The sequence below is a fragment of the Tessaracoccus defluvii genome (assembly GCF_014489575.1).
Classification (GTDB): Bacteria; Actinomycetota; Actinomycetes; order Propionibacteriales; family Propionibacteriaceae; genus Arachnia; species Arachnia defluvii.
In genome coordinates, this window is the sequence record NZ_CP060789.1 from 634,695 (window position 1) to 656,438 (window position 21,744).

General features: G+C 69.4%; 16 protein-coding genes and 4 pseudogenes. 8 read left to right on the forward strand and 12 right to left on the reverse strand.

All coding sequences use genetic code 11. From position 1 onward, the window contains the following. Positions 1–104 precede the first annotated feature (104 nt). Positions 105–1,091, reverse strand: coding sequence for a Gfo/Idh/MocA family protein (locus H9L22_RS02935; protein WP_320060609.1), 987 nt, complete (start codon positions 1,089–1,091; stop codon positions 105–107). A gap of 64 nt (positions 1,092–1,155) precedes the next feature. Between H9L22_RS02935 and H9L22_RS02940 the strand changes: the two genes are divergently transcribed. After that, the gene (locus H9L22_RS02940) at positions 1,156–1,473 is read left to right on the forward strand and encodes a hypothetical protein (protein WP_187721527.1); all 318 of its coding nucleotides are present in this window, start codon (positions 1,156–1,158) and stop codon (positions 1,471–1,473) included. On the opposite strand, the gene H9L22_RS02945 is transcribed toward H9L22_RS02940, so the two are convergent. The 5 genes and pseudogenes from H9L22_RS02945 to H9L22_RS02970 form a co-directional block, all read right to left on the reverse strand. Then, the gene (locus H9L22_RS02945; RefSeq protein WP_187721528.1) at positions 1,470–2,144 is read right to left on the reverse strand and encodes a DUF6226 family protein; all 675 of its coding nucleotides are present in this window, start codon (positions 2,142–2,144) and stop codon (positions 1,470–1,472) included. The two genes, H9L22_RS02940 and H9L22_RS02945, sit on opposite strands and share 4 nt — an antisense overlap. Positions 2,145–2,181: 37 nt before the next feature. Continuing rightward, positions 2,182–3,082, reverse strand: a pseudogene (locus H9L22_RS02950) (IS5 family transposase). Between the two features lie 98 nt (positions 3,083–3,180). Further along, a pseudogene (locus H9L22_RS20240) lies at positions 3,181–5,369 on the reverse strand (beta-propeller domain-containing protein). Beyond that, positions 5,362–5,910, reverse strand: a complete 549-nt coding sequence (locus tag H9L22_RS02965) for an RNA polymerase sigma factor (protein ID WP_187721532.1) — start codon at positions 5,908–5,910, stop codon at positions 5,362–5,364. The pseudogene H9L22_RS20240 and the gene H9L22_RS02965 overlap by 8 nt, the downstream one beginning before the upstream one ends. A 141-nt stretch (positions 5,911–6,051) precedes the next feature. Then, positions 6,052–6,393 carry a tetratricopeptide repeat protein gene (locus tag H9L22_RS02970; RefSeq protein WP_187721533.1) on the reverse strand — a complete coding sequence of 114 codons (342 nt, stop codon included), beginning with the start codon at positions 6,391–6,393 and terminating at the stop codon, positions 6,052–6,054. Between the two features lie 128 nt (positions 6,394–6,521). Here H9L22_RS02970 and holA point away from each other — a divergent pair, with 128 nt between their 5' ends. Continuing rightward, positions 6,522–7,484, forward strand: coding sequence for a DNA polymerase III subunit delta (gene holA / locus H9L22_RS02975; protein WP_187721534.1), 963 nt, complete (start codon positions 6,522–6,524; stop codon positions 7,482–7,484). Between the two features lie 129 nt (positions 7,485–7,613). Here the strand turns inward: holA and rpsT are convergent, their stop codons facing one another. Continuing rightward, positions 7,614–7,874 carry a 30S ribosomal protein S20 gene (rpsT, locus tag H9L22_RS02980; RefSeq protein WP_187721535.1) on the reverse strand — a complete coding sequence of 87 codons (261 nt, stop codon included), beginning with the start codon at positions 7,872–7,874 and terminating at the stop codon, positions 7,614–7,616. A gap of 229 nt (positions 7,875–8,103) precedes the next feature. Between rpsT and lepA the strand changes: the two are divergent. Then, positions 8,104–9,935 (forward strand): annotated as a pseudogene (gene lepA, locus H9L22_RS02985) (translation elongation factor 4). Positions 9,936–9,948: 13 nt separating this feature from the next. Here lepA and hrpB read toward each other — a convergent pair. From hrpB to H9L22_RS03005, 4 genes and pseudogenes are all read right to left on the reverse strand, one after another. Continuing rightward, complete coding sequence (gene hrpB / locus H9L22_RS02990; protein WP_187721536.1) at positions 9,949–12,423, reverse strand: ATP-dependent helicase HrpB; 2,475 nt, start codon at positions 12,421–12,423, stop codon at positions 9,949–9,951. Between the two features lie 4 nt (positions 12,424–12,427). Further along, the gene (locus H9L22_RS02995) at positions 12,428–13,252 is read right to left on the reverse strand and encodes a carbohydrate ABC transporter permease (protein WP_187721537.1); all 825 of its coding nucleotides are present in this window, start codon (positions 13,250–13,252) and stop codon (positions 12,428–12,430) included. Further along, positions 13,249–14,207: pseudogene (locus tag H9L22_RS03000) on the reverse strand (carbohydrate ABC transporter permease). The gene H9L22_RS02995 and the pseudogene H9L22_RS03000 overlap by 4 nt, the downstream one beginning before the upstream one ends. Continuing rightward, positions 14,207–15,310 carry an ABC transporter substrate-binding protein gene (locus H9L22_RS03005; RefSeq protein WP_320060581.1) on the reverse strand — a complete coding sequence of 368 codons (1,104 nt, stop codon included), beginning with the start codon at positions 15,308–15,310 and terminating at the stop codon, positions 14,207–14,209. The pseudogene H9L22_RS03000 and the gene H9L22_RS03005 overlap by 1 nt, the downstream one beginning before the upstream one ends. Before the next feature lie 266 nt (positions 15,311–15,576). Here H9L22_RS03005 and hemW point away from each other — a divergent pair, with 266 nt between their 5' ends. From hemW to H9L22_RS03030, 5 genes are all read left to right on the forward strand, one after another. Continuing rightward, positions 15,577–16,767, forward strand: coding sequence for a radical SAM family heme chaperone HemW (gene hemW / locus H9L22_RS03010; protein ID WP_187721538.1), 1,191 nt, complete (start codon positions 15,577–15,579; stop codon positions 16,765–16,767). 73 nt (positions 16,768–16,840) lie between these two features. Beyond that, entirely contained in the window at positions 16,841–17,218 is a 378-nt protein-coding gene (locus tag H9L22_RS03015; RefSeq protein WP_187721539.1) for a GntR family transcriptional regulator, read from the forward strand. After that, positions 17,215–17,910: an ATP-binding cassette domain-containing protein gene (locus H9L22_RS03020; RefSeq protein WP_187721540.1), complete on the forward strand. Its 696-nt coding sequence runs from the start codon at positions 17,215–17,217 to the stop codon at positions 17,908–17,910. The genes H9L22_RS03015 and H9L22_RS03020 overlap by 4 nt, the downstream gene beginning before the upstream one ends. Then, the gene (locus H9L22_RS03025; protein ID WP_187721541.1) at positions 17,907–18,722 is read left to right on the forward strand and encodes a hypothetical protein; all 816 of its coding nucleotides are present in this window, start codon (positions 17,907–17,909) and stop codon (positions 18,720–18,722) included. Before H9L22_RS03020 ends, H9L22_RS03025 begins: the two co-directional genes overlap by 4 nt. Positions 18,723–18,736: 14 nt before the next feature. Next, on the forward strand, positions 18,737–19,579 hold the full coding sequence (locus tag H9L22_RS03030) for a DUF3097 domain-containing protein (protein ID WP_187721542.1): 843 nt from the start codon (positions 18,737–18,739) through the stop codon (positions 19,577–19,579). A gap of 17 nt (positions 19,580–19,596) precedes the next feature. On the opposite strand, the gene uvrB is transcribed toward H9L22_RS03030, so the two are convergent. Further along, positions 19,597–21,657, reverse strand: a complete 2,061-nt coding sequence (gene uvrB / locus H9L22_RS03035) for an excinuclease ABC subunit UvrB (protein WP_187721543.1) — start codon at positions 21,655–21,657, stop codon at positions 19,597–19,599. Between the last annotated feature and the right edge of the window lie 87 nt (positions 21,658–21,744).

Here is a 21,744-nt window from a genome sequence, read left to right on the forward strand (position 1 = left end):
CTGCACAGTGTACAAAGCTCAGGAGGGCACGGCACGGGTATTCCGGGCAGGTTCCTGATCGGGAGGGGGCGCGGGGCGACACCGGGGCTCCGCGCCCCCTGCCGTCAGTCGCGCGGCTGCAGCCCGGCGGCCACGTACATCGCGTCGATGGCGCGCATGTTCGCCACCGAGTCCTCCGGCCCCGTCAGGAGCGCGGCGCCGCTCCGCACGGCGTCGACGAACACCTGCAGCTGCGCCGCGTAGCTCGTCGGATCGTGGGGTACCTCGATCGTGGAGGTCTCGTCGCCGACGATGACGGTGAGCGAGTTGCCGAGCTGGGGGAGCACGAAGCCCTCGACCTCGATGCGTCCCAGGGTACCGGTGACGACCGCCGTCTGCCGCTCCTCATCCTCCAGCAGGGAACTGGAGATGGTGCCGGTCACGCCGCTGGGGAAACGCACCTCGGCAGTCAGTGCCTCGTCGAGGCGCGGGTCGGTGGAGGGCCGGGCGACGGCGGAGACGACCTCCGGCTCCTCACCGGCGACGCTGCGAACGAAGTGCAGGCTGTAGCAGCCCAGGTCCATCGTGGAGCCGCCCGCCAGGTCCTGCTGGTAGCGGATGTTGCCGCGGTCCTCGAGTCGGATGTCGAACCAGGCGGACACGTCGACCAGATCGCCGATCGTGTGGTCCGCCACCAGGCGCAGCACCTCCGCCATGAGGGCGTGGTAGCGGTAGTGGAAGGCCTCCATCACGACGAGCCCGGACTCCGCGACATGGGCTGCCACGGCCTCTGCCTCCGCCAGATTCGAGGCGAACGGCATCTCGACGAGGACGTGCTTGCCCGCGTCAACGGCGGCGACCGTCCAGCGCCCGTGCTCGGAGTTCGGCAGGGGAATGTAGACGGCGTCGATGTCCGGATCGGCAAGGACATCCTCGTAGGAGTCGAGCACCCGCGCGATGCCGTGCGCCGCGGCGAACTCCTCGGCCCGGGCCCGGTTCCTGGCGGCGACCGCAGTCAGCCCGACGGACGGGTTGCCCGCCGCCGGGGCGATGAGGGAGTTCGGGGTGATGCCGGCAGCACCCAGGATGCCGATGCGCAGTGGGGTGGTTATTGCTCTCCTTTGAGTACGTCTCCCCGGAGTCTCTAGCTAGCAACGTTCATGCCAAGGTAGACCTATGAAGATCGTCAGAAACGGCTCTTGGTGTTACTCGGGCTCCGTGGACAAACCTGTCGATATTGTTGGTCTGGCTTATGACTTTTGGTTTGAGCTCGCCAAGGCCGATGAAATACTGGAATTGGGCGAGACCCCGCAACCCCTCGGTCAAGACGGACTGCTATATTACGTGCGTTTCAAACACGCTGGTGAGCTGACAACACCAACCTGGCCCGACTCCGCTGGGTATTCCACGATCAAGTCCGCGATGAAGGCCGCCGAAGAGCGGACACCGGGAGCCATCACTTGGAATCCTTCAAGCAGTCTTAACCAGAATTAGGGATGCCCTAGGCCGTGTTGATCAAGAGGCGGGGCCGGGCGCGGCCAGTGATTCCATCCGACGGGAAGGTCGCGGAGGACGGGCTTGGCGTCTTTGAGGCGCTGGGCAGGAAGATCTTGGGAGCGGGATTTCCCGGAGCTCGCGCCGTCGGGATAGGTGAAGGCGTAATCGACCCAGGGGCGAAGTCCGCGTTCGATCGTCTCTCGGTAGTTGCCGCTGACGGTCGCGAACACTTGCTGCTCGAGTTCATCGGCTTCGGCCTCCCAGTTCGAGTCGCAAGCGTCGCAACCGCAGACTGGGTAGTGGAAGTCGTGCAATAGTCCCGCGTGCATGTAGATCCCCGGATAAGCGGTGAAGACCAACGTCAAGGACGCGCACTTCGGATCATTAGGACGTATCCGCACCGCGCGCACCACATCATGAAACGCGGGACGCAGCAGATCCGCTGCCACCTCAACACCCTCATCGACCTCGACGTCATACGTCTCTCGGAGGTGGGCGATAAGGGCGTCAGCGACAACGTGCAGCGGTGCGAACCGCTCGGGATGCGTGTCGACCGAGTAGGTGTCTTCCGGAGGTGACCCGTGCCACCGACTCCCGTAGTTGATCACCGCGCCGTCAGCATCGCGGAACACCGGCGCTTCGATCAAAGGGCGAACGTAGGAACTCATCCCGTCATCCTGCCGCATCGGCGCGGCGCCGGCCGGCCTATGGCCAGGCCGGACGGGACAGGTCCGTCTTGATCCAGATCAGCGTCGCAGCGAGGCTGATCGCGGCACGATAGTTGCGAGCGAGCTTGTCCGAACGCATCGCGATGCCGCGCCACTGCTTGAGCTTGTTGAAGCAGCGTTCGACGACGTTGCGGCCCTTGTAGCGTTCCTGCTGCTGATCGCCGAAGTCGATCGGTCGGCCTGGCTTCTTGCGGCGGTGCGCGATCTGATCGTCCCTCTCGGGGATCGTGGCCGCGATCCCTCTCGTGCGCAGCCATGCACGGTTCGCCTTCGACGGGTAGCCCTTGTCGGCGAGCACCCGGTCGGGGCGGGTGCGCGGCCGGCCCTTCCCGTCGCGGGGCACGCGGATGTCCTCAAGCACGGCGGGCATCATCGTGGTGTCGTTGACATTCCCACCGGTGATGACCATGCCCAGCGGCCTTCCGCGGCCGTCGCAGACCAGGTGCAGCTTGGTCGTCAGGCCGCCACGGGAGCGTCCGATCCCGTGATCAGGCGGCTCGAACCACGGATTCTTGTGATTCGGCAGGGCCCCCTGTGTCACGCTTCAGTGTCGCGCCGTGCTGATGCACACGTGCAATCGTGGAGTCGATCGAGACGACCCAGTCGATCTTCCCGGCGGCGTCGGCCTGCTTCTGCACCTCGGCCAGCAGCTTCTCCCAGGTGCCGTCCTCGGCCCACCGGTTGAACCGCTTGTAGATCGAGTTCCACTTACCGAACCGCTCCGGCACGTCCCGCCACGGCGCCCCGGTGCGGTACTTCCACGCCATACCCTCGACCGCGAGGCGATGATCCGTCCACGGCCTCGACCTCCCGGTCACCGTCGGCATCAACGGCTCCAGCACGGCCCACACCTCGTCCGAGATCTCCTGCCGCGTCACCGTTCAAGACTCGCCCAGCGGAGAGTGAACCCTCTTGATCAACACGGCCTAATAGTGGCGGCGGGGAGACGTGCTCGCAGGAGGAGCGGGAGGTCCGCCTACCCCCCGAACCGCGGGGCTGCGACCTTCACGGCCGAGCCGTCGACGACGGTGTCCACGTCGTAGACGTCCACCCCTGCGTTGGAGGCGACGTACAGGTGCCCGCCGATGGTGAGCCCGCGCACCGTCTCCGTGAGGCTCTGGCCCGCGCTCGTGGGCCAGACGTCGGCCACGGGAAGGTCCTCCACCAGGGAGAACGCGGTGCCGTCCCAGCGGTAGAGCAGGTAGTGCAGGTCCTGGCTGCCCGAGTGGGACGCGGCGGCGAACCCGATCAGGCTGCGTTCCTTGTCGATGAAGACCGCCTTGTGGTTGCTCAGCACCGCCGCCTCGTCGAAGGGCACCGCCAGGGTCGCGGCCTCGGTGACGGCGAAGGGGTCGGACGTATCGAACATGCTCAGCTTCATCCCGTTGATCCACCCCCCGGCATCGCCGTCCCTGCCGAGGCCGAGCAGGAGTCCGTCCGACCATGGGTGCAGATAGGTGCTGAAGCCCGGGATCTTGAGTTCGCTCATCACGGAGGGGCGGGTCGGATCGCTGAGATCGATGGCGAACAGCGGATCGACCTGCACGAAGCTCACGACGTAGGCCACGTCGCCGGCGAACCGGACGGACTCGATCGTCTCGCCCGGGGCCAGCTCGGGCAGGACACTCACCGTCTTCAGACCCTGGTCGAGCACGTAGAGGGCCGGGCCGGACGTCCAACCGGACGACGTGGTGCCGGTCAGGGTCACGGCGATCCGTAGGAACCCCTCGTGCTCGTCGAGCGCGAACTGGTTGACGATCTCGCCGGGCACGCTGCCGGAGGCCTGCGCCGTCAGGACGCCGTCCTTGAGGGCGATACGGGTGAGGTCGGTGCGGGTGTCGAAGCCGGTGAACTCGGGGACGCGGTCGTCTCCGTCGACGCTGATGGCCTGGCCGGAGTAAGTCGTCGAGGCCAGGTACAGGTTGTCCTGGGTCAGGTAGACGCTGTCGGCGGCGCCGAGGACCGACTGGCTGTCGATGCGCGCATGCCGGCGCAGGTCGATGCTGCTGGCCACCGTGTAGCTGGCGCCCTGGGCTCCGGCAGCAGCTCGATGTCGGCGGCGGGCAGGGTGGCCCGGCCGGACGAGTCCTCGACCTGCGGCACGAATGTCCATGGATCTTCCGCCTTGACGGTGTCCCGATCGGTGATGTCGTAGCGTGTGACGAGGTACAGGACGTCGCCACTCAGCCGGGAGGTGACGGCCTGCCCGCTCTGCCCGAAGGAGGTCAGGAAGCGGGGGGCGGCCGGATCGGACACGTCGTACAGCAGGGCCTTTGTCTCCTTGGCCACGTAGGGCAGGTAGGCGTCGGGCCTGGGGCCGAAGAGTCCGCGCGTCATCTGGGGCGTGAAGTCGGTCACGAGCGCCACCAGGGTCGTCCCGTGGAGCATCAGGTCGGTGACCGGCCCCTGCAGGGTTCCGTCGGTGCTCGCGACAGCCTGGTCGCGGGTGTCGATCTGCGACAGCTGGCGGGAGCCGGCGCCGTCGGCGGTCACGAGTCGGATCGTGGATTCGGCGGCGACGAAGATCGTGCGCCCGTCGCTCTTGACGACGTCTCCCTCGTCGATGCCGTCGACCTGCACGTTCGTGTCCCAGGTTCCGCCCTGCTCGGCGGACGGTGCGGCCGGCTGCGCAACGTCATGGTCTTCACGGCCCGACGCGAATCCGCCGTACGGCCAGCCCCAGCTGTCGAACCAGCCACCGGAGTCCTTCGGCTTCAGGCCGGCGAGCACGGCCGCATAGATCTCCGTGTAGTCGGAGGCGTCGGGCTCCGCGGGCGGCGCCTTCGTCAGCTCCGGCAGGGGTGCCTTGGTCGGCTGCGGCAGGGGCGCCTGGGTGCCGGCATCCGCGGGCGACAGGTCGATCATGCCCGCCTGTCGGCCGAGCAGCCCCGGCGCCGAGACGACGAGGGCCACGGCGGCCACCGCGGCGACGGCGGCACCCCACGCCGGGAAGCGACGGCGCCGCCGCACGGGGGCGAGTGCCACGGGCTGAGCCCAGGCCGCAGGAGGTGCTTCAGGCGCCGCGGGTGTCGGGTCCGCCGGGCCGTTGCCGGAGGCCTCGGAGCCTGCGGGTTCGGCGTCGATCCGTGCCAGCAGGTCGGCCCTCACCTCGGGTGAGGGGCGCAGCTGGTCGGCGATCTCACGGAAGATGTCGTCGTTATTCATCAAACAGCCCTCCCAGGAGCTGGTCGCGCATCTGGGCGCGGCCTCGGGACAGTCGCACCTTCACGGTGCCGGGACTCACGTCGAGGACCTCGGCGATCTGTGCGACCGGGAGATCCTCGAAGTAGAAGAGGTAGAGCACGCTGCGGTAGATCTCGCTGAGCGAGCGCAGGGCGCGGAACAACACGTTCTGCTCGTCGGAGGCGAGCGTGAACTCCTCCGGGGCGGCGGCGGTGTCGGTCCTGTCGAGGGGGATGACCCGGGTCCGCCAGGAGCTGAGGCGGACCCGCCGGGCGCAATTCAGCGCCGTCGTGATCAACCAGGCCCTGCGGTGCTGCTCGTCGTTTATCTCCGGCTGCCGCCGGTGGTACGTGAGGAACACCTCCTGGTAGACGTCATCGGCGTCGTCACGGCAATCGGTGTGGCTCACCGCAATGCCGTAGACCATCCGCTCGTACCGCTCCACCACCGAGTGGGTGTCCCCCGGCAGGAGTGGCTCCGCCGGGGGACCTTCGTCCCCGGTGGGGTTCGCTGCTGCTTGCACGGTCGCCGCCCTTCGTCTGTCGGTGCTTCCTCTCCCATAACTCCTTCCGGGTGAGCGAAAGGTTACAGACGACTTTCGTCACCCGGACATGGAGCGACCCCGGGGGACAGGCCCCCGGGGTCGCGCGTCGTCCGTGCCCGCTCAGGCGAGGCTGTGGGAACGCAGGTGTTCCTGATCTCCGGTGAGGGCGGCCAGCACCCTACGCAGGCCGGCCGCCTCGGCGCCACGGCTCTGCCGCTCCAGCGACCGGATCAGCAGCAACGTCATGTACTCGTTCGTCGGGTCCTCGGCGAGCACGGCACGCGCGTGCTCCTCGGCGGGCTTCAGCGCCGCACGGTGGTAGTGGGCCCGCGCCAGGTACTCGCGCACGTTGTGGTTCCCGGGCTCGGCCTCGAGCAGCTCGCTGAAGCGTTCGACGGCGGTGCGGTAGTCGCGCTCGTCAAAGGCCTGCACGGCCAGGTTGTAGGTCAGAAGCGTCGTCACGGGAGGCTCCTTCCGCCGGTCGGTGACTCACCCTCGGTTGATACAACGTTCAACTAGATTGGGCGTGGGTTATTCCCGGCATCGTCGCGGGGTGGCCGTTCGTCGGTGGCGACTGGCAAGCTAGGCGCATGTCCCCCTTCGGTACCGCCCTGCTCGTCTCCGGCCCCGAGGCGCTGCTGGCGCAGCGGATCGTGGCGGACGTGAAGGCCCGCGCCCTGGCCGCGCATCCCGAGGCCGACGTCAATCAGATCAATGCCGCCGAGCTCGAGGACTCGATGCTCGCCGAGGTGGTCGGCGGGTCGTTGTTCTCGTCACACATCATCGCCGTCATCGACGACGTCGGCGCCTGCCCGCCGCAGGTCGTCGATCAGCTCGTGGCCGTCGCGGCGAACCCGCCGGAGGAGCTCTGCCTGCTGCTCGTGCACCCCGGCGGGGTCAAGGGCAAAGGGCTGATCGACAAGCTGAAGAAGGCCAAGGTCCCTGTCAGTACAGTGGCTGCGCCGAAGCCGTGGGAGCTCACGAAGTTCGTGACTGAGGAGGCCAAGCTCCGCAAGGTGCGGATGTCGGGCGACGCGGCCGCGGAACTCGTCAGTGCGGTCGGCAACGACCTGCGGGCCCTCGCGGCGGCGGTCGGGCAGCTCGCCGACGACGCCGAGGGCAAGGAGATCGACGTCAACCACGTGCGGCGCTACTTCGCGGGCCGCGCCGAGGTGACGAGCTTCGCCGTCGCTGACGCCGTCCTTGCGGGCAACGCCTCCGTGGCCATGGAACGGCTGCGGTGGGCGTTGGACACCGGCACCGCCACCGTCCTCATCACCTCCGCACTCGCAGGGTCGTTCAGGGGGATGGGTCGCTACCTGGAGGCCTCCGGGTCGAGGATGAGCGACGCCGACCTGGCCCGCCAGATCGGCGTGCCGCCCTTCAAGATCAAGGATCTGGCCAAGACGAGCCGCAACTGGTCGGTGGGCGGGGTCGCCGACGCGATCCGGCTCATCGCGACCGGCGACGCCGAGGTGAAGGGTGCCGCTACGGATGCGGCCTTCGCACTGGAGCGGATGGTGCTGGGGATCCTGCAGCTCCGTCGCCGCTGAGGCCCGCACCCCTGCGTCAGGGACGGGCGCCTTGCCCCGTCAGCGATCGGCGTCAGGGTACGCGAAACAGCGCCCCGACGACCGAGGGTCAGGGCGCTGGAGCGCTGCGGCATCAGCCGCGGGGAAAGCTCAGAGAGCGGCGACGGCGGCCGAGATGACCGACTTGCGGTTCGCAGCCTGGTTCTTGTGGATGACGCCCTTGCTCACGGCCTTGTCGAGGGCGCGGTTGGCGGCGGAAGCCATTTCGGCAGCCTTCGCGGGATCGCCCTCGGCGATGGCCAGGCGGGCGGCGCGGACGTGAGTGCGGAGGCCGGACTTCACGGCCTTGTTACGCTGGCGCGCGATCTCGTTGGTCTTGTTGCGCTTCTGCTGGGACTTGATGTTCGCCACTGGGCAAGCCTCTTTACGAAATGAGATGGAACTACTCGGTCATGCGTTTGCACGCGACGATCCACCCTACCCGATTCCGGCCGGAGCGCCCAAATCGCGGATGACGGTGGTCGCCGGGCCCCGCCCGATGCGCGGGAGCGTGCCGCACGTGGGTGCGCGCGTGGAGCATTAGCCCCGCTGGGTCTTCCGTGAGAGAATCGTTCGTCCCTGTAAACCGACGAGGAAATGCATGCCTGCACCGCGCCCTGGAAAGACCGATCCCGCGATCATCCGCAACTTCTGCATCATCGCGCACATCGATCACGGAAAGTCGACGCTCGCCGATCGCATGTTGCAGCTGACCGAGGTCGTTGACGCCCGGCAGATGCGCGCACAGTACCTCGACCGGATGGACATCGAGCGTGAGCGCGGCATCACCATCAAGTCGCAGGCCGTGCGGATGCCGTGGGTCAAGGACGGCGAGCACTACGTCCTCAACATGATCGACACCCCGGTCACGTCGACTTCACCTACGAGGTGTCCCGCTCGTTGCAGGCCTGCGAGGGGGCGATCCTTCTGGTCGACGCCGCGCAGGGCATCGAGGCGCAGACCCTGGCAAACCTGTACCTGGCGCTGGCGGCGGACCTGCATATCATCCCCGTGCTGAACAAGATCGACCTCCCAGGGGCCAACCCCGAGAAGTACGCCGCCGAGCTGGCGGGCATCATCGGCTGCGATCCCGACGATGTGCTGAGGGTCTCCGGTAAGACCGGTGTCGGCGTCACGGAGCTGTTGGACACCGTCGTCGACCAGATCCCCGCCCCGGTCGGCGACCCGGACGCGCCGGCCCGCGCACTCATCTTCGACTCTGTCTACGACACCTACCGCGGCGTGGTCACCTATGTGCGCGTCGTGGACGGCGAACTCAACCACCGCGAACGCATCCGCATGATGTCGACCAAGGCGACCCACGAGCTGCTCGAGGTCGGCGTCATCTCGCCGGACCCCGTCAAGGCCCCGGCCATCGGTGTCGGCGAGGTGGGCTACCTCATCACCGGCGTGAAGGACGTGCGCCAGTCCCGCGTGGGCGACACGGTCACGCTCGAGAGCCGTCCCGCCGAGAGCGACCTCGGCGGCTACCAGCACCCCAACCCCATGGTCTACGCCGGTCTCTACCCGATCGACGGCGACGACTTCAGTGAGCTGCGCGAGGCCCTCGAGAAGCTTCAGCTCAACGACGCGGCCCTCAGCTATGAGCCGGAGTCGTCGGCGGCGCTGGGCTTCGGCTTCCGCATCGGCTTCCTGGGTCTGCTGCACATGGAGATCGTCCGCGAGCGGCTCGAGCGCGAGTTCAACCTCGATCTCATCTCCACGGCCCCCAACGTCGTCTACCGCGTCACGATGGAGGACGGCTCCGAGCACGTCGTGACCAACCCGTCCGAGTATCCGGAGGGCAAGATCGCGGATGTGCACGAGCCTGTCGTGCGGGCGACGATCCTCGCGCCGGCCGAGTACATCGGCACCATCCTCGAGCTGTGCCAGACGCGCCGTGGCATCCAGCTCGGCCTCGACTACCTGAGCGAGGACCGGGTCGAGATCCGCTACACGCTGCCGCTGGCCGAGATCGTCTTCGACTTCTTCGACGCCCTGAAGTCCCGCACCAAGGGCTACGCCTCGCTCGACTACGAGCCCGCTGGCGAAGAGTCGGCCGACCTCGTCAAGGTCGACATCCTGCTGCACGGCGACGCCGTCGACGCGTTCTCGGCGATCGTGCACCGCGACAAGGCGTACTCCTACGGGCTGATGATGGCCGCGAAGCTCAAGGAGCTCATCCCGCGGCAGCAGTTCGAGGTGCCGATCCAGGCCGCCATCGGTTCGCGCGTCATCGCGCGCGAGACTGTCCGCGCCATCCGCAAGGACGTGCTCGCCAAGTGCTACGGCGGCGACATCTCCCGTAAGCGGAAGCTGCTGGAGAAGCAGAAGGAAGGCAAGAAGCGGATGAAGATGGTCGGCCGCGTCGAGGTGCCGCAGGAGGCCTTCGTCGCAGCGCTGTCGACCACGGAAGCGCCGAAGAAGTCCTGACCGACCGGCGGCGTCAGCGGCGCCGCTTCGTCCGCGCCGTCGCCGGCGCCGTCCATGGGTCCTCCGGCCACGGGTGCTTCGGGTAACGGCCACGCATCTCTGAGCGCACCTGCGCATAGGGGCCCGACCAGAACGACGCCAGGTCGCCGGTGATCGCCAGCGGCCTCCCGGCCGGCGACAGCAGGTGGAACACCACCTCGACCCGGCCGTCCACGAGCCGGGGCGAGGTGGCCAGCCCGAAGCACTCCTGCAGCTTGACGGCGACGACGACGGGCCCGCCCGCGTCGTGAGGCGGGTAGGTGAGCCGGATCCGGGAACCGCTGGGCACCTCGAGGCGCTCCGGCGTCAGTTCGTCGAGTCGGCCCGCCGCCGGCCAGGGGAGCAGCCGCCGCAGCGGCGTGACGAGGTCGATCCCGGCCAGTCGCCCGGTCTCCGCGGCCGTCGCGAGCTCGGGGCCGAGCCAGTCGTCCAGCCGTCCGAGCAGGGAGGCGTCGTCGACCGCCGGCCACGGCTCGCCGAGTGTGCGGTGCAGCATCGCCATCCGCCGACGGAGCCCGTCCGCGGCCTCGGACCAGCCGATGATCCCCAGCCCACGCTCCTCGACCACCCGCCGGACGGCGACCGGACCGAGCTCGCGGGCCGGCACCGGCGTCGACGACAACTCGATGGCGCCCAGCGCCGTCACGCGACGGGCCCGGAGCCTGCCGTCGAACAGCTCGCCGCGGACCTCCTCGATCAGCAGGTGCTCGGCGAGCCGGGCCGTGGCCTCGTCGATGGCGGCACCGGAGCGGATCACGGCACCGGTGCCTCCTGCGGAGGCGCCGTCGGCCCGGGTGACCTCAGCGACCGCCAGCCACGCATGCCCCGCCAGTTCCGGAGGAGCGGCCGCGCGCGTGCCCGAGGCCAGCAGGTAGCTGTCGCCGACCTTGCGCGCCACCCGCTCGGGGAACGCCGACACGACGACGGTGCCGGCCCCGGCCCCCTCGCCGGGAGAGGGCGGCACGAGTCGCTCCAGCCGGTCCGCCTCGGCGCGCCAGCGGGCCGCGTCGGGGCAGTGGCCCCGGCCCAACCGGCGGACCTCGGCGGCCAGGTCGCCCGACACGTCGCGCTCGACGGCCGCGACTACCTCGGCCGCGAGCCGTGACCCGGCGAGCGGGCCGGCATCGAGCAGCGCCCGGGCCCACCGCGGCGAGGCGGGTATCTCTGTCAGCCGTCGGCCCGTCGGTGTCACGCGCCCCGCGTCGTCGACGGCGCCGAGGCCACGCAGCACCGCCTCGTCGTCGTGGACCGGGCCGGCGGGCAGCGGCGTCGGGAGCCGCAGCCCGACGCCCCGGGGAGCGCCCCAGGCGGCCAGGGTGAGCAGCGCGCCGGTCAGGTCCGCAGCCTGCGCCTCGGGCGTCACCTGCGACCGCAGCCCCGCGTAGGTCTCGCGGTCGTAGCAGCGCCACACCACGCCCGGACCCTGCCGGGCGGCGCGGCCGGCCCGCTGGTCGGCCGAGGAACGCGCGCAGCGGACCGTGACGAGCCCCGACATCCCGCGCCCGGCGTCGCGACGCGGCTCCCGCGACAGCCCGGCGTCGACGACGACCCGCACCCCCTGCACCGTAACGGACGACTCGGCCAGGTTGGTGGACACGACCACGCGCGGCCCCTCGCCGGAGCGGCGGCCTGCGATGGCGCGGTCCTGTTCGCGGGCGGGCACCTGCCCGTGCAGCTCCAGCACCTCGGCGGGCAGCCGGCGGCGCAGCTCCTCGGCGACGGTCCGCACCTCGCGGACGCCGGGAAGGAACACCAGCACGTCGCCGTCGTCCGGCCTCCCGGCGAACGCCTCGACCGTGACGTCTGCGACGTGGGTCAGGAACTCCCTCGTCACACCGCGTGGACCCAGGGGGAGGGGGCCGGGCTCGAACCGCTCCTCGAGCGGGTGCGAGACGGCGGGAACCCCGACCACCGGCGCGTCGCCCAGCAGGGCGGACAGGCCGGCGGAGTCGGCGGTCGCGGACATCGCGACGACGGCAAGGTCGTCGCGGAGTTCCCGCACCTCGCCGAGCAGGCCGACGAGCAGGTCCGTGTCGAGCCCGCGCTCGTGCACCTCGTCGAGGATGACGGCGCCGACGCCGTCGAGCCCGGGGTCGCGCAGGAGCCTCCGCAGCAACACGCCGGGTGTGACCATCTCGACCCGCGTCGCCGCGGAGACCGCCCGCTCGCCCCGGACGGTGAATCCGGCCACGTCGCCGACCCGCGTTCCGGTCAGCTGCGCGAGCCGCCTCGCCGCGGCCCTGGCGGCGACCCGGCGCGGCTGGGTGACGACGATGCGCCCCTCGACCACGCCAGCGACCACGGCCGGGGCCAGCGTCGTCTTGCCGGTGCCGGGTGGGGCCTCGACGACGGCGACCCGGGGGCCGGCGACGGCCGCCGCGAGGGAGGCGGTGGCCGCAGCGAACGGCAGCCCGCAGCCGTCGGCGACCAGCTCTGCGAGTGTCTGCACCGGCTCAGCGGAGGCCGGAGGTGGTGAGCCCCTGGACGAGGAACCGCTGCAGGAACAGGAACACCAGCAGCATCGGCAGCACGGCGACGAGCGTGCCCATGAACAGCTCGGGGTAGCGGACCCCCTGGCTGGTCATGAACTGGCTCAGCGCCACCTGGACGGTGCGGGTGGCGTCGCGGCCGACGAGCGTCGGCCACAGGAAGGCGTTCCACGACCCGATGAGCACGATCGTGCCCACCGCGGCGATGATGCCCGTCGAGTTCGGGACCACGATCCGCCAGAAGCTCGTCCACATGTTGCAGCCGTCGATGAGCGAGGCGTCCTCCAGTTCGGAGGGGAAGTCGAGGAAGAACTGCCGGAACAGGTAGGTGGCGAAGGCGGAGAACATGCCGGGGACCACGAGGCCGCGGAACGTGTCGATCCATCCCAGCTGGGCCGTGATGATGAACATCGGCACGAACGTCGTCGCCGCCGGCACCATCAGCGTGAAGATCGTCAGCCCCAGCAGGATGCGTGACGCGCGGTGCGTGAAGCGCGCCAGCGCGTAGCCGGCCAGCAGGGACACGACGACGGTGCCGGATGTCTGCAGCACGGCCATCACCGCGGAGTTGGTGAGCGCCCGGACGATGCCGATGGAGTCGTTGGCCAGCAGCGACTGCAGGTTCGTGAGGTTCACCTGGTCCGGCAGCCAGTTCCACCGGGCCGCGGTGATGTTTGCGTTGGTCGAGAAGGCGTTGCGGACGATGACGTAGAGCGGCAGCAGGAACAGCAGCGCCAGCGCCGAGGCGACCCCGTAGCGCAGCGCCGTCAGCACGCGTGAGCCCGTCATGCCTGCCCCTTCCCGCCGCGGTTCAGCACCCAGTTCTGCCCGAGTCCGAACACGACGATGATGGCGGTCAGGATGACCGTTCCCGCGCCGCCGACGCCGAGGTCCTGCTGCCCGCCGCCGAGCGCGACCAGGTACAGGTGGACCAGCGGCGGCCGCCCGTACGGGGATAGGAACCGATGGAGCCCAGCATGTTGTAGAACTCGTCGAACGCCTGGAACGCGTTGATGAGCAGCAGCATGATGATGGCGGCGCTGGTGGCCCGGAGCTGCGGCAACGTGATGTAACGCAGCAGGCGCCAGCCGGACGCGCCGTCCAGGGCCGCGGCCTCGTAGGTCTCCGGCGGGATCTTGTTCAGCCCGGCGATGATCAGGATCATGTAGAACCCGACCTGCAGCCACAGCCGGACGGACACCAGCGCGACCCAGTAGAGGTTGTTGCCGCCGCCCAGCCAGTTGACCGGCTCGAGGCCGAACGAGCGCAGCAGCGAGTTCAGGAGGCCGAACCGGGCCCCGGAGAAGAACCCGAAGCGCCAGATGATGGCGGCGATCACGTACGACACCGCCGTCGGGATGAAGAACACCGACCGGAAGAACGCCTGACCCCAGCGCAGGTTGTGCAGCAGCAGGGCCAGCCCCAGCGCACACACATACGTCAGCGGCACGATCAGCACCGCGAAGGCGATGAACACCAGCAGCGAGTTCAGGAACAGCGGGTTGGTGAGGAGGTAGGTGTAGTTCTCCAGCCCGACGAAGCGGGTCGGCGTGACGGTGTTGCGGGCCTCGAAGAACGACAGGTAGGCGCTCCAGCCGATCGGCACGTAGACGAACACCAGCAGGCCGAAGAAGAACGGGGCCACGAAGGCCGTGAACCAGAGGTTGCGCCCCTGATTGCCGCGGAGACGACGCCACAGCCCCCGCGACTGCGAGGGCTGTGTGGGGGCTGTGGCGTCAGTCATCAGCCCTGGAGTTTAGCCAGTTCGGCCGTGGCGGTGGCCTCGAACGCGGCGAATTCGGACGCCGGATCGGCGCCACCCTTGATGACATTGCTCAGCGCAGTGCCGAACGCGATACCCAGGGCACCCGACCACATGATGTCGTTGGCGAAGCCGCTGTCAGCCACGAACTGTGCCGCATCCTTACCGGGGCCCTCCGACAGCTTGTCGGCCTTGGCCACCAGCGCGGGCTTGGCGGGGATGTGGGTGCCGTACGAGTTGGAGAAGTCGACCTGCTTGTCCTCCTGGTCGATCCACAGCCACTTCACGAACTCCTTGGCGGCGTCCACGTTCTTGCCGTCGGCCGCGACGCAGGCGCCGAACGCGCCGAACGGCACCGCCGGGCGGCCCTTGGCGCCGATCGCCGGGAAGGGGAGGACGGCGACGTCGTCACCCCAGGCGGCCTTGATGTCCGGCAGCGACCACAGGCCGCCCCACTGCATCGCCGTCTCGCCGTTGACGAACGGCGCACCGTCGTACCACTCGGCCGAGGCCGCGGGAAGGACCGCGCCGGAGTTCAGGAAGTCGCGGTACGAGGTCAGCGCGGCGTAGAAGTCGTCGGTCAGGAACGCGACGGCGGAACGGTCCTCGGTGAGCTGATCGTGGCCGGAGGCCCAGATCAGGATGGTGCCGAGCACCCCGATACCGCCGTCGTTGCCCGCGAAGAAGCCTCCGACGTCGGCCGTCTTGACTGCGGCGGCCGCCGCGGCCAGCTCGTCGAACGTCGTCGGCGGCTTGACCCCGGCCGCCTCGAGCAGCGAGGGACGGTAGTACAGGAGCTGCATGTCGATGGTCTGCGGGATGCCGTGGATCTTCCCCTCGAAGGTGAAGCGGTCCATCACGGCCGGGTTGAACTCGGAGACCCGGTCCCCGATGAGGTCGGTGAGGTCGGCCAGCTGGCCGGAGCGGATCATGTCGAGCGAGCCGCCCTGCTCCACCTCGAACACGTCAGGCGGGCTGGTGAGGAGCTCGGCGGCGAGGATCGTGCCGTAGTCGCCGGGCGTCCACTTCACGTCGACCGTGGCGGCCGTGTACTCGGACGCGTAACGCTCGACGGCCTCCTTCACACCCGCCTCGCCGTACTCGTGGTACCACTGCTGCAGGGTGATCGTCGAGGCGGAGCCGCCGCTGGTGGCCGTGCCCGCGCTGCTGCTGGGGCCGGGGAGCCGCTGGACAGGGGGTTGTTGGTGCCGCAGGCGGCGAGGGTGGCGGCGGCAGCGATGCCTCCGCCGGCGAACAGGAGAGAGCGACGATTGAGCTTCATGGGGACACCATGGCACAAAGGGGCGGCCCGACAGAGAGGCCCGCGCGTATTCCGCCCTAAGCTGACGGCATGGCACAGCTTCCCGATGGTGATATGGCGCCCGCCGACGGGGCCCTGCCCGCCTCGGCGCTGGCGGTCGGCGCCCCGTTCTCGGTCTACCTGCACGTCCCGTTCTGTCGGGTGCGGTGCGGCTACTGCGACTTCAACACCTACACGCCGACCGAGGTCGGCGAACTCGCGCCAGGAACCTTCCTGCATGCCGCCCGCGCCGAACTCGATCTGGCGCGCAGCATCCTCGGACCCCGCCGCGTCGAGACGGTGTTCTTTGGCGGCGGCACGCCCACGATGCTTCCCGCCGAGGACCTGGCCGGTCTCCTCGGGGCGATCGGGGACAGGTTCGAGCTCGCGCCCGATGCGGAGGTCACCACCGAGGCGAACCCCGAGACCCTGACACCCCGGTACCTGGCGACGCTGCGGGAGGCCGGATTCACACGCCTGTCACTGGGGCTCCAGTCGGTGGTGCCGCATGTGCTGAAGGTGCTGGAGCGCACCCACACGCCGAGCCGTGGCCTGGACGCTGCGCGCTGGGCCGCGGCCGAGGGGTTCGACCACGTTTCCCTCGACCTGATCTACGGGACCCCCGGCGAGTCGCTCGACGACTGGCGCTCCAGCCTCGACGCCGTCCTCGAGACGCCGGTCGACCACGTCAGCGCCTATGCGCTCATCGTGGAGGAGGGTACGAGGCTCGGCATGCAGGTCCGGCGCGGCGAGGTCGCGATGCCAGACGACGACGACCTCGCCGACAAGTACCTCGTCGCCGACGACCTGCTGTCGGGTCTCGGCTATGCGAACTACGAGGTCAGCAACTGGGCCCGCCCCGGTGGGCAGTGCCGGCACAACCTGGCCTACTGGCGTGGCAACGACTGGTGGGGGATCGGCCCCGGCGCCCATTCGCACATCGGCGGGGTCCGGTTCTGGAACCGCAAGCACCCCCGCTCCTACGCAGCCTCGCTGGCGGAGGGGTCGTCGCCCGCGCTCGCCCGCGAACTGCTGAGTGGGGAGGACCGGCGCGTCGAGAGGGTCCTGCTCGAGCTGCGGCTCGCCGAGGGGCTCGACCTGGGGGTGCTGACCCGGACGGAGGCGGCGCGGGTCCCTGCCGTCGTGGACCGGGGCCTCGGCGTCGTCGGGGACGGACGGCTCGTCCTCACGCAGGCGGGACGCCTCCTCGCCGACGGCGTCATCAGGGACCTGCTGGACTGACGGGAAGGTTGCCCTCCGCTCACAGGTGTATTACTGTATTAATCACCTAGTACAGCGAGCAGAGGCGGTGACCATGGACTTCGACCCGAGCGTGCCGATCTGGCTGCAGCTGGTCGACGAGTTCCGGCGACGCATCGTCACGGGCGAATGGCCCCGCGGCGAACGCATCGCAGGGGTCCGTGAACTGGCCGGCGACCTGCGCGTCAACCCGAACACCGTGCAGCGTGCGCTGGCCGAGCTGGACCGACTCGGGCTGACCCGATCGGAGCGCACGGCCGGCCGCTTCGCGACCGACGACGGGGCCGTCATCGACGCCGCCCGCGTCGAACTGGCCGCTGAGGCGGCATCCGACTACGCCAGGCGGGCCGCCGGCCTCGGGCTGAGCCTGGCCTCGGCCAGCGAGGTGCTCGGCCGGCACTGGCCTGACACGACTCAAGGAGGACAGGCATGACCACCGCGATCACGATCCGCGGCCTCAACAAGGACTACGGCAGGTTCCGTGCCCTCGACGGGCTCGACCTCGACCTCGACGGCGGCCGCATCGTCGGTCTCCTGGGGGAGAACGGCTGCGGCAAGACCACGCTGCTGAAGGTGCTGGCCGGCGCGCTGACCCGCTACGACGGCGACGTCCGGATCCACGGACACCGGCCCGGCCCGGAGTCCAAGGCGATGGTGTCGTTCCTGCCGGACGCCAGCTTCCTACCCGACACCTCGACCCTCGACGGCTGCATCCGACGCTACCGTGACTTCTTCGCCGACTTCGATGAGGACCATGCGCGGGAACTCATCGGCTTCTTCTCCCTCGACACCGGGGCGCGGCTGTCGACCCTGTCGAAGGGCATGCGGGAGAAGGCCCAGATCGCGCTCGCCATGTCGAGGCGCGCGAAGGTCTACCTCCTCGACGAACCCATCTCCGGCGTCGACCCGGCCGCCCGCGACGTCCTGCTCCAGGCGATCGTCCGCGACCTGGACCCCGAGGCCCTCGTGGTCATCTCCACCCATCTCATCCACGACCTGGAGCCGATCCTCGACGGCGTCGCCTTCATGCGGTACGGCCGGGTCCTGCTCAGCGGCGAGGTCGACGACCTGCGCGCCGAGCACGGCAAGTCCATCGACGCGCTCTTCCGGGAGGTCTACCGATGATCCGCACACTGTTCCGCAACGAACTACGCGACACCTGGCGGTGGCTGCTGGCGCTCACCGGCGGCGCCGTCCTCATCGTGGGAATGCTGACGGTGGTGGCAGCCTGGCTGCCGCAGCCGCTGTCGAGCGTGTCCGCGGGCACGGCCGTGGTGGGGGCGTTCGCGTTTCCCTACGCCGTCTGCCTCCTGATCTCGCTGCACTACTACCGTTCCGCCTTCTCGAAGACCGGGTACTTCACGGCCGCGATCCCGGCCCGGGGGTCGACCATCTTCCTGGTGAAGGGCGCCTACGCCTACGTGGTCGCGGCGATCGGTGGGGTCATCACGATCGGCCTGGCCCTCCTCAGCGGGCTGGCTTTCCACCTCGCCGGCGGCGGCACCGTCGACGAGGCGACCGTCTTCCTGCGCCAGGGTTGGGGCATGCTCGCCGAGCTGCCCGGCTGGCTCGTGGCCCTGGTGATCGTGTTGCTGCTCCTGCTGCCGCTGTCGGGCATCGCCGGCTTCTTCTTCGCCGCGACGGTCGGCAGCGAGTCCTGGATCAACCGCAGCGGCTTCGGAGGGGTCGTGGCCGTGTGGTTCGCGTACTACCTGGTCAACCAGCTCGGCGCGCTGGCCGCCATCTTCCTGCTCCCGAGCCTCGACCTGCGGACGTATCCCGACGTCACCGTCGCCTTCGCGCCCGGGCTGCTGGCCGAGGCGGGGGAGAACGCGGCGATCTTCCCGCTGGGGGCGATCCTGTGGCTGCTCGTCGCCGGCGTCGGGGCAATGTGGTGGGCGAAGGTGTCGTACGACCGGAAGCTTGAGTTGCGCTGATAGCGTCGCCCAGCGTGGACCGCTACTCACGAGACGTACTCACCCCCGGCTGGCAGAAGGCGCACCTCAAGAAGACCCGTGACGTGGCCGTCGAACTCGACCTCGTCGTCGAGTTCGACGACTTCTGCGGCGCGATCGTCGGTTGGGAGAACGGCATCGTGCTCCTCGAGGACCGCAAGGGCAAGCGCCGCGGCGCCCCGTTCGGCCCCGGCTTCCTGCTCGAGGGCCAGCCCGTCGCGCTGCGGGCGCCGCTGCGGGGCGGCGCTGTCACGCCGAAGTACACGGCCTCCGGCTCCCGCGTGGGCGACGCGCCGGCCACCGCAAAGGTGGCGCTGCCCAGCCGCATCTACGTCGAGGGCAGGCACGACGCCGAGCTGATCGAAAAGGTGTGGGGCGAGGACCTGCGGCACGTCGGCGTCGTCGTCGAATACCTCGGCGGCATCGACGACCTGCCCGCCATCGTCGCGGAGTTCGGGCCAGAGCCGGGGCGCCGCCTCGGCGTGCTGGTGGACCACCTCGTGCCCGGCAGCAAGGAGTCGCGCATCGCGAAGCAGGTCTACCAGGCCGGATACCGCGAGACCGTCCTGATCGAGGGGCACGAGTTCATCGACATCTGGCAGGCGGTCCGCCCCGAGCGGGTGGGGAAGAAGACCTGGCCCGCCATCCCCAGGGACGTGGACTTCAAGCTCGGCACGCTCGCCGCGCTCGGCCTGCCGCACCAGGACCAGGCGGACATCGCGCGCGGCTGGCAGGCGATCCTGGCCCGCGTGAACGGCTGGCGCGACCTCGAGCCGCAGCTGAACACCAAGGTCGAGACGCTGATCGACTTCGTGACGCAGGACCACCTCGAGCCCTGATCCCGCGGCACCGGTTGCTACCGGTTGGCCTCGATCATCCCGCGCAGTTCCTTCTTGAGGTCGGCGATCTCGTCGCGGTGGCGGGCCGCGACCTCGAACTGCAGCTCGGCCGCGGCGGCGTGCATCTGGTCGGTCAGCTCGGCGATGAGCTTCTTCAGCTCGTCGGTGGCCATTGACGACGGATCGAGGCCGCGGCGGCCGCCCTTGCCTGACGGCGTCGAGTTCAGCAGCTCCGTGGTGTCGGCGTCCTCGCGGGCGAGCATGTCGGACACGTCGGCGATCCGCTTGCGCAGCGGCTGCGGGTCGATACCGTGGGCCGTGTTGTAGGCCACCTGGATCGCACGACGCCGGTTCGTCTCCTCGATGGCCGCCTCCATCGACGGCGTGATCTTGTCGGCGTACATGTGCACCTCGCCGGCGACGTTACGGGCGGCGCGGCCGATGGTCTGGATCAGCGACCGCTCCGAGCGGAGGAAACCCTCCTTGTCGGCGTCGAGGATCGCCACCAGCGACACCTCCGGCAGGTCGAGGCCCTCCCGCAGCAGGTTGATGCCGACGAGGACGTCGTACTCGCCGAGCCGCAGCTCGCGCAGCAGCTCGATCCGGCGCAGGGTGTCGATGTCCGAGTGGAGGTAGCGGGTGCGGATGCCGTGGTCCCTCAGGTAGTCGGTCAGGTCCTCGGCCATCTTCTTCGTCAGGGTCGTGACGAGGACCCGCTCGTTGCGCTCGACCCGCAGCTTCACCTCGGCCATCAGGTCGTCGATCTGCCCCTTCGTGGGCTTGAGGATCACCTCCGGGTCGACCAGGCCCGTGGGGCGGATGATCTGCTCCACGAACCCGTCGCTGCGCTCCATCTCGTAGGGGCCCGGCGTGGCCGACAGGTAGACGGTCTGCCCGATGCGGGTGACGAACTCGTCGAACTTCAGCGGGCGGTTGTCGATGGCACTCGGCAGCCGGAAGCCGTGCTCGACCAGCGTCCGCTTCCGGGAGGCGTCGCCCTCGTACATGCCGCCGATCTGCGGGATGGTCACGTGCGACTCGTCGACGACGAGCAGGAAGTCCTCCGGGAAGTAGTCGATCAGGCAGGACGGCGCCGACCCGGGGGTGCGGCCGTCGATGTGACGGGAGTAGTTCTCGATGCCGGAGCAGGACCCGATCTGGCGCATCATCTCGATGTCGTAGCTGGTGCGCATCCGCAGTCGCTGCGCCTCGAGCAGCTTTCCCTGCGCCTCGTACTCGGCGAGCCGCTCCTGCAGCTCGGCCTCGATGCCGCCGATGGCCCGCTCCATCCGGTCGTGGCCGGCCGAGTAGTGCGTCGCGGGGAAGACGTAGGCCTCGGTGTCCTCGTGCAGCACGTTGCCGGAGACGGGATGCAGGGTGGCGATCCGTTCGACCTCGTCACCGAAGAACTCGACGCGCAGCGCGTTCTCCTCGTACATGGGGAAGATCTCGAGCGTGTCGCCCTTCACCCGGAACGTGCCGCGGCCGCCGCCGATGTCGTTGCGGGCGTACTGGATGTCGACGAGGTGACGCAGGAGGGCGTCGCGGTCGAACTCGTCGCCGACCCGCAGGGTGAGCCGCTGCTCGAGATACTCCTCGGGGGTGCCGAGGCCGTAGATCGCCGACACCGTCGCCACCACGATCACGTCGCGGCGCGTCAGCAACGAGCTGGTGGCGGCGTGCCGCATCCGTTCGACCTCCTCGTTGAGCGACGAGTCCTTCTCGATGTAGGTGTCCGTCTGGGGGAGGTAGGCCTCGGGCTGGTAGTAGTCGTAGTAGGAGACGAAGTACTCGATGGCGTTCTTCGGCAGCAGGTCGCGCAGCTCGTTGGCGAACTGCGCGGCGAGGGTCTTGTTGGGCTGCATGACGAGCACGGGCCGCTGCAGGCGCTCCGCCAGCCACGCGACGGTCGCCGTCTTGCCCGTGCCGGTGGCGCCGAGGAGCACGACGTCCTTCTCACCCGCCCGGATCCGCTTCTCGAGTTCGGCGATGGCGCGCGGCTGGTCGCCGGACGGCTTGTACTCCGAGATCACCTGCAGGGGCGCCACCTGGCGCTGCAATTCTTCGAGCGGACGCATGACCGCCAGCCTAGTGCGGCCCCCTGACAAACCGGAGCGACGCAAAGGGAGGGCCGCACCGTGGTGCGGCCCTCCCGTGCCGAGGCG

What these genes read in the sequence shown, in the direction of transcription:
- H9L22_RS02940 (WP_187721527.1), top strand. Translation starts at nt 1,156, where the DNA reads ATGAAGATCGTCAGAAACGGCTCTTGGTGTTACTCGGGCTCCGTGGAC.
- H9L22_RS02945 (WP_187721528.1), bottom strand. Translation starts at nt 2,144, where the DNA reads ATGAGTTCCTACGTTCGCCCTTTGATCGAAGCGCCGGTGTTCCGCGAT.
- holA (WP_187721534.1), top strand. Translation starts at nt 6,522, where the DNA reads ATGTCCCCCTTCGGTACCGCCCTGCTCGTCTCCGGCCCCGAGGCGCTG.
- H9L22_RS02995 (WP_187721537.1), bottom strand. Translation starts at nt 13,252, where the DNA reads ATGACGGGCTCACGCGTGCTGACGGCGCTGCGCTACGGGGTCGCCTCG.
- hemW (WP_187721538.1), top strand. Translation starts at nt 15,577, where the DNA reads ATGGCACAGCTTCCCGATGGTGATATGGCGCCCGCCGACGGGGCCCTG.
- H9L22_RS03015 (WP_187721539.1), top strand. Translation starts at nt 16,841, where the DNA reads ATGGACTTCGACCCGAGCGTGCCGATCTGGCTGCAGCTGGTCGACGAG.
- H9L22_RS03020 (WP_187721540.1), top strand. Translation starts at nt 17,215, where the DNA reads ATGACCACCGCGATCACGATCCGCGGCCTCAACAAGGACTACGGCAGG.
- H9L22_RS03025 (WP_187721541.1), top strand. Translation starts at nt 17,907, where the DNA reads ATGATCCGCACACTGTTCCGCAACGAACTACGCGACACCTGGCGGTGG.
- uvrB (WP_187721543.1), bottom strand. Translation starts at nt 21,657, where the DNA reads ATGCGTCCGCTCGAAGAATTGCAGCGCCAGGTGGCGCCCCTGCAGGTG.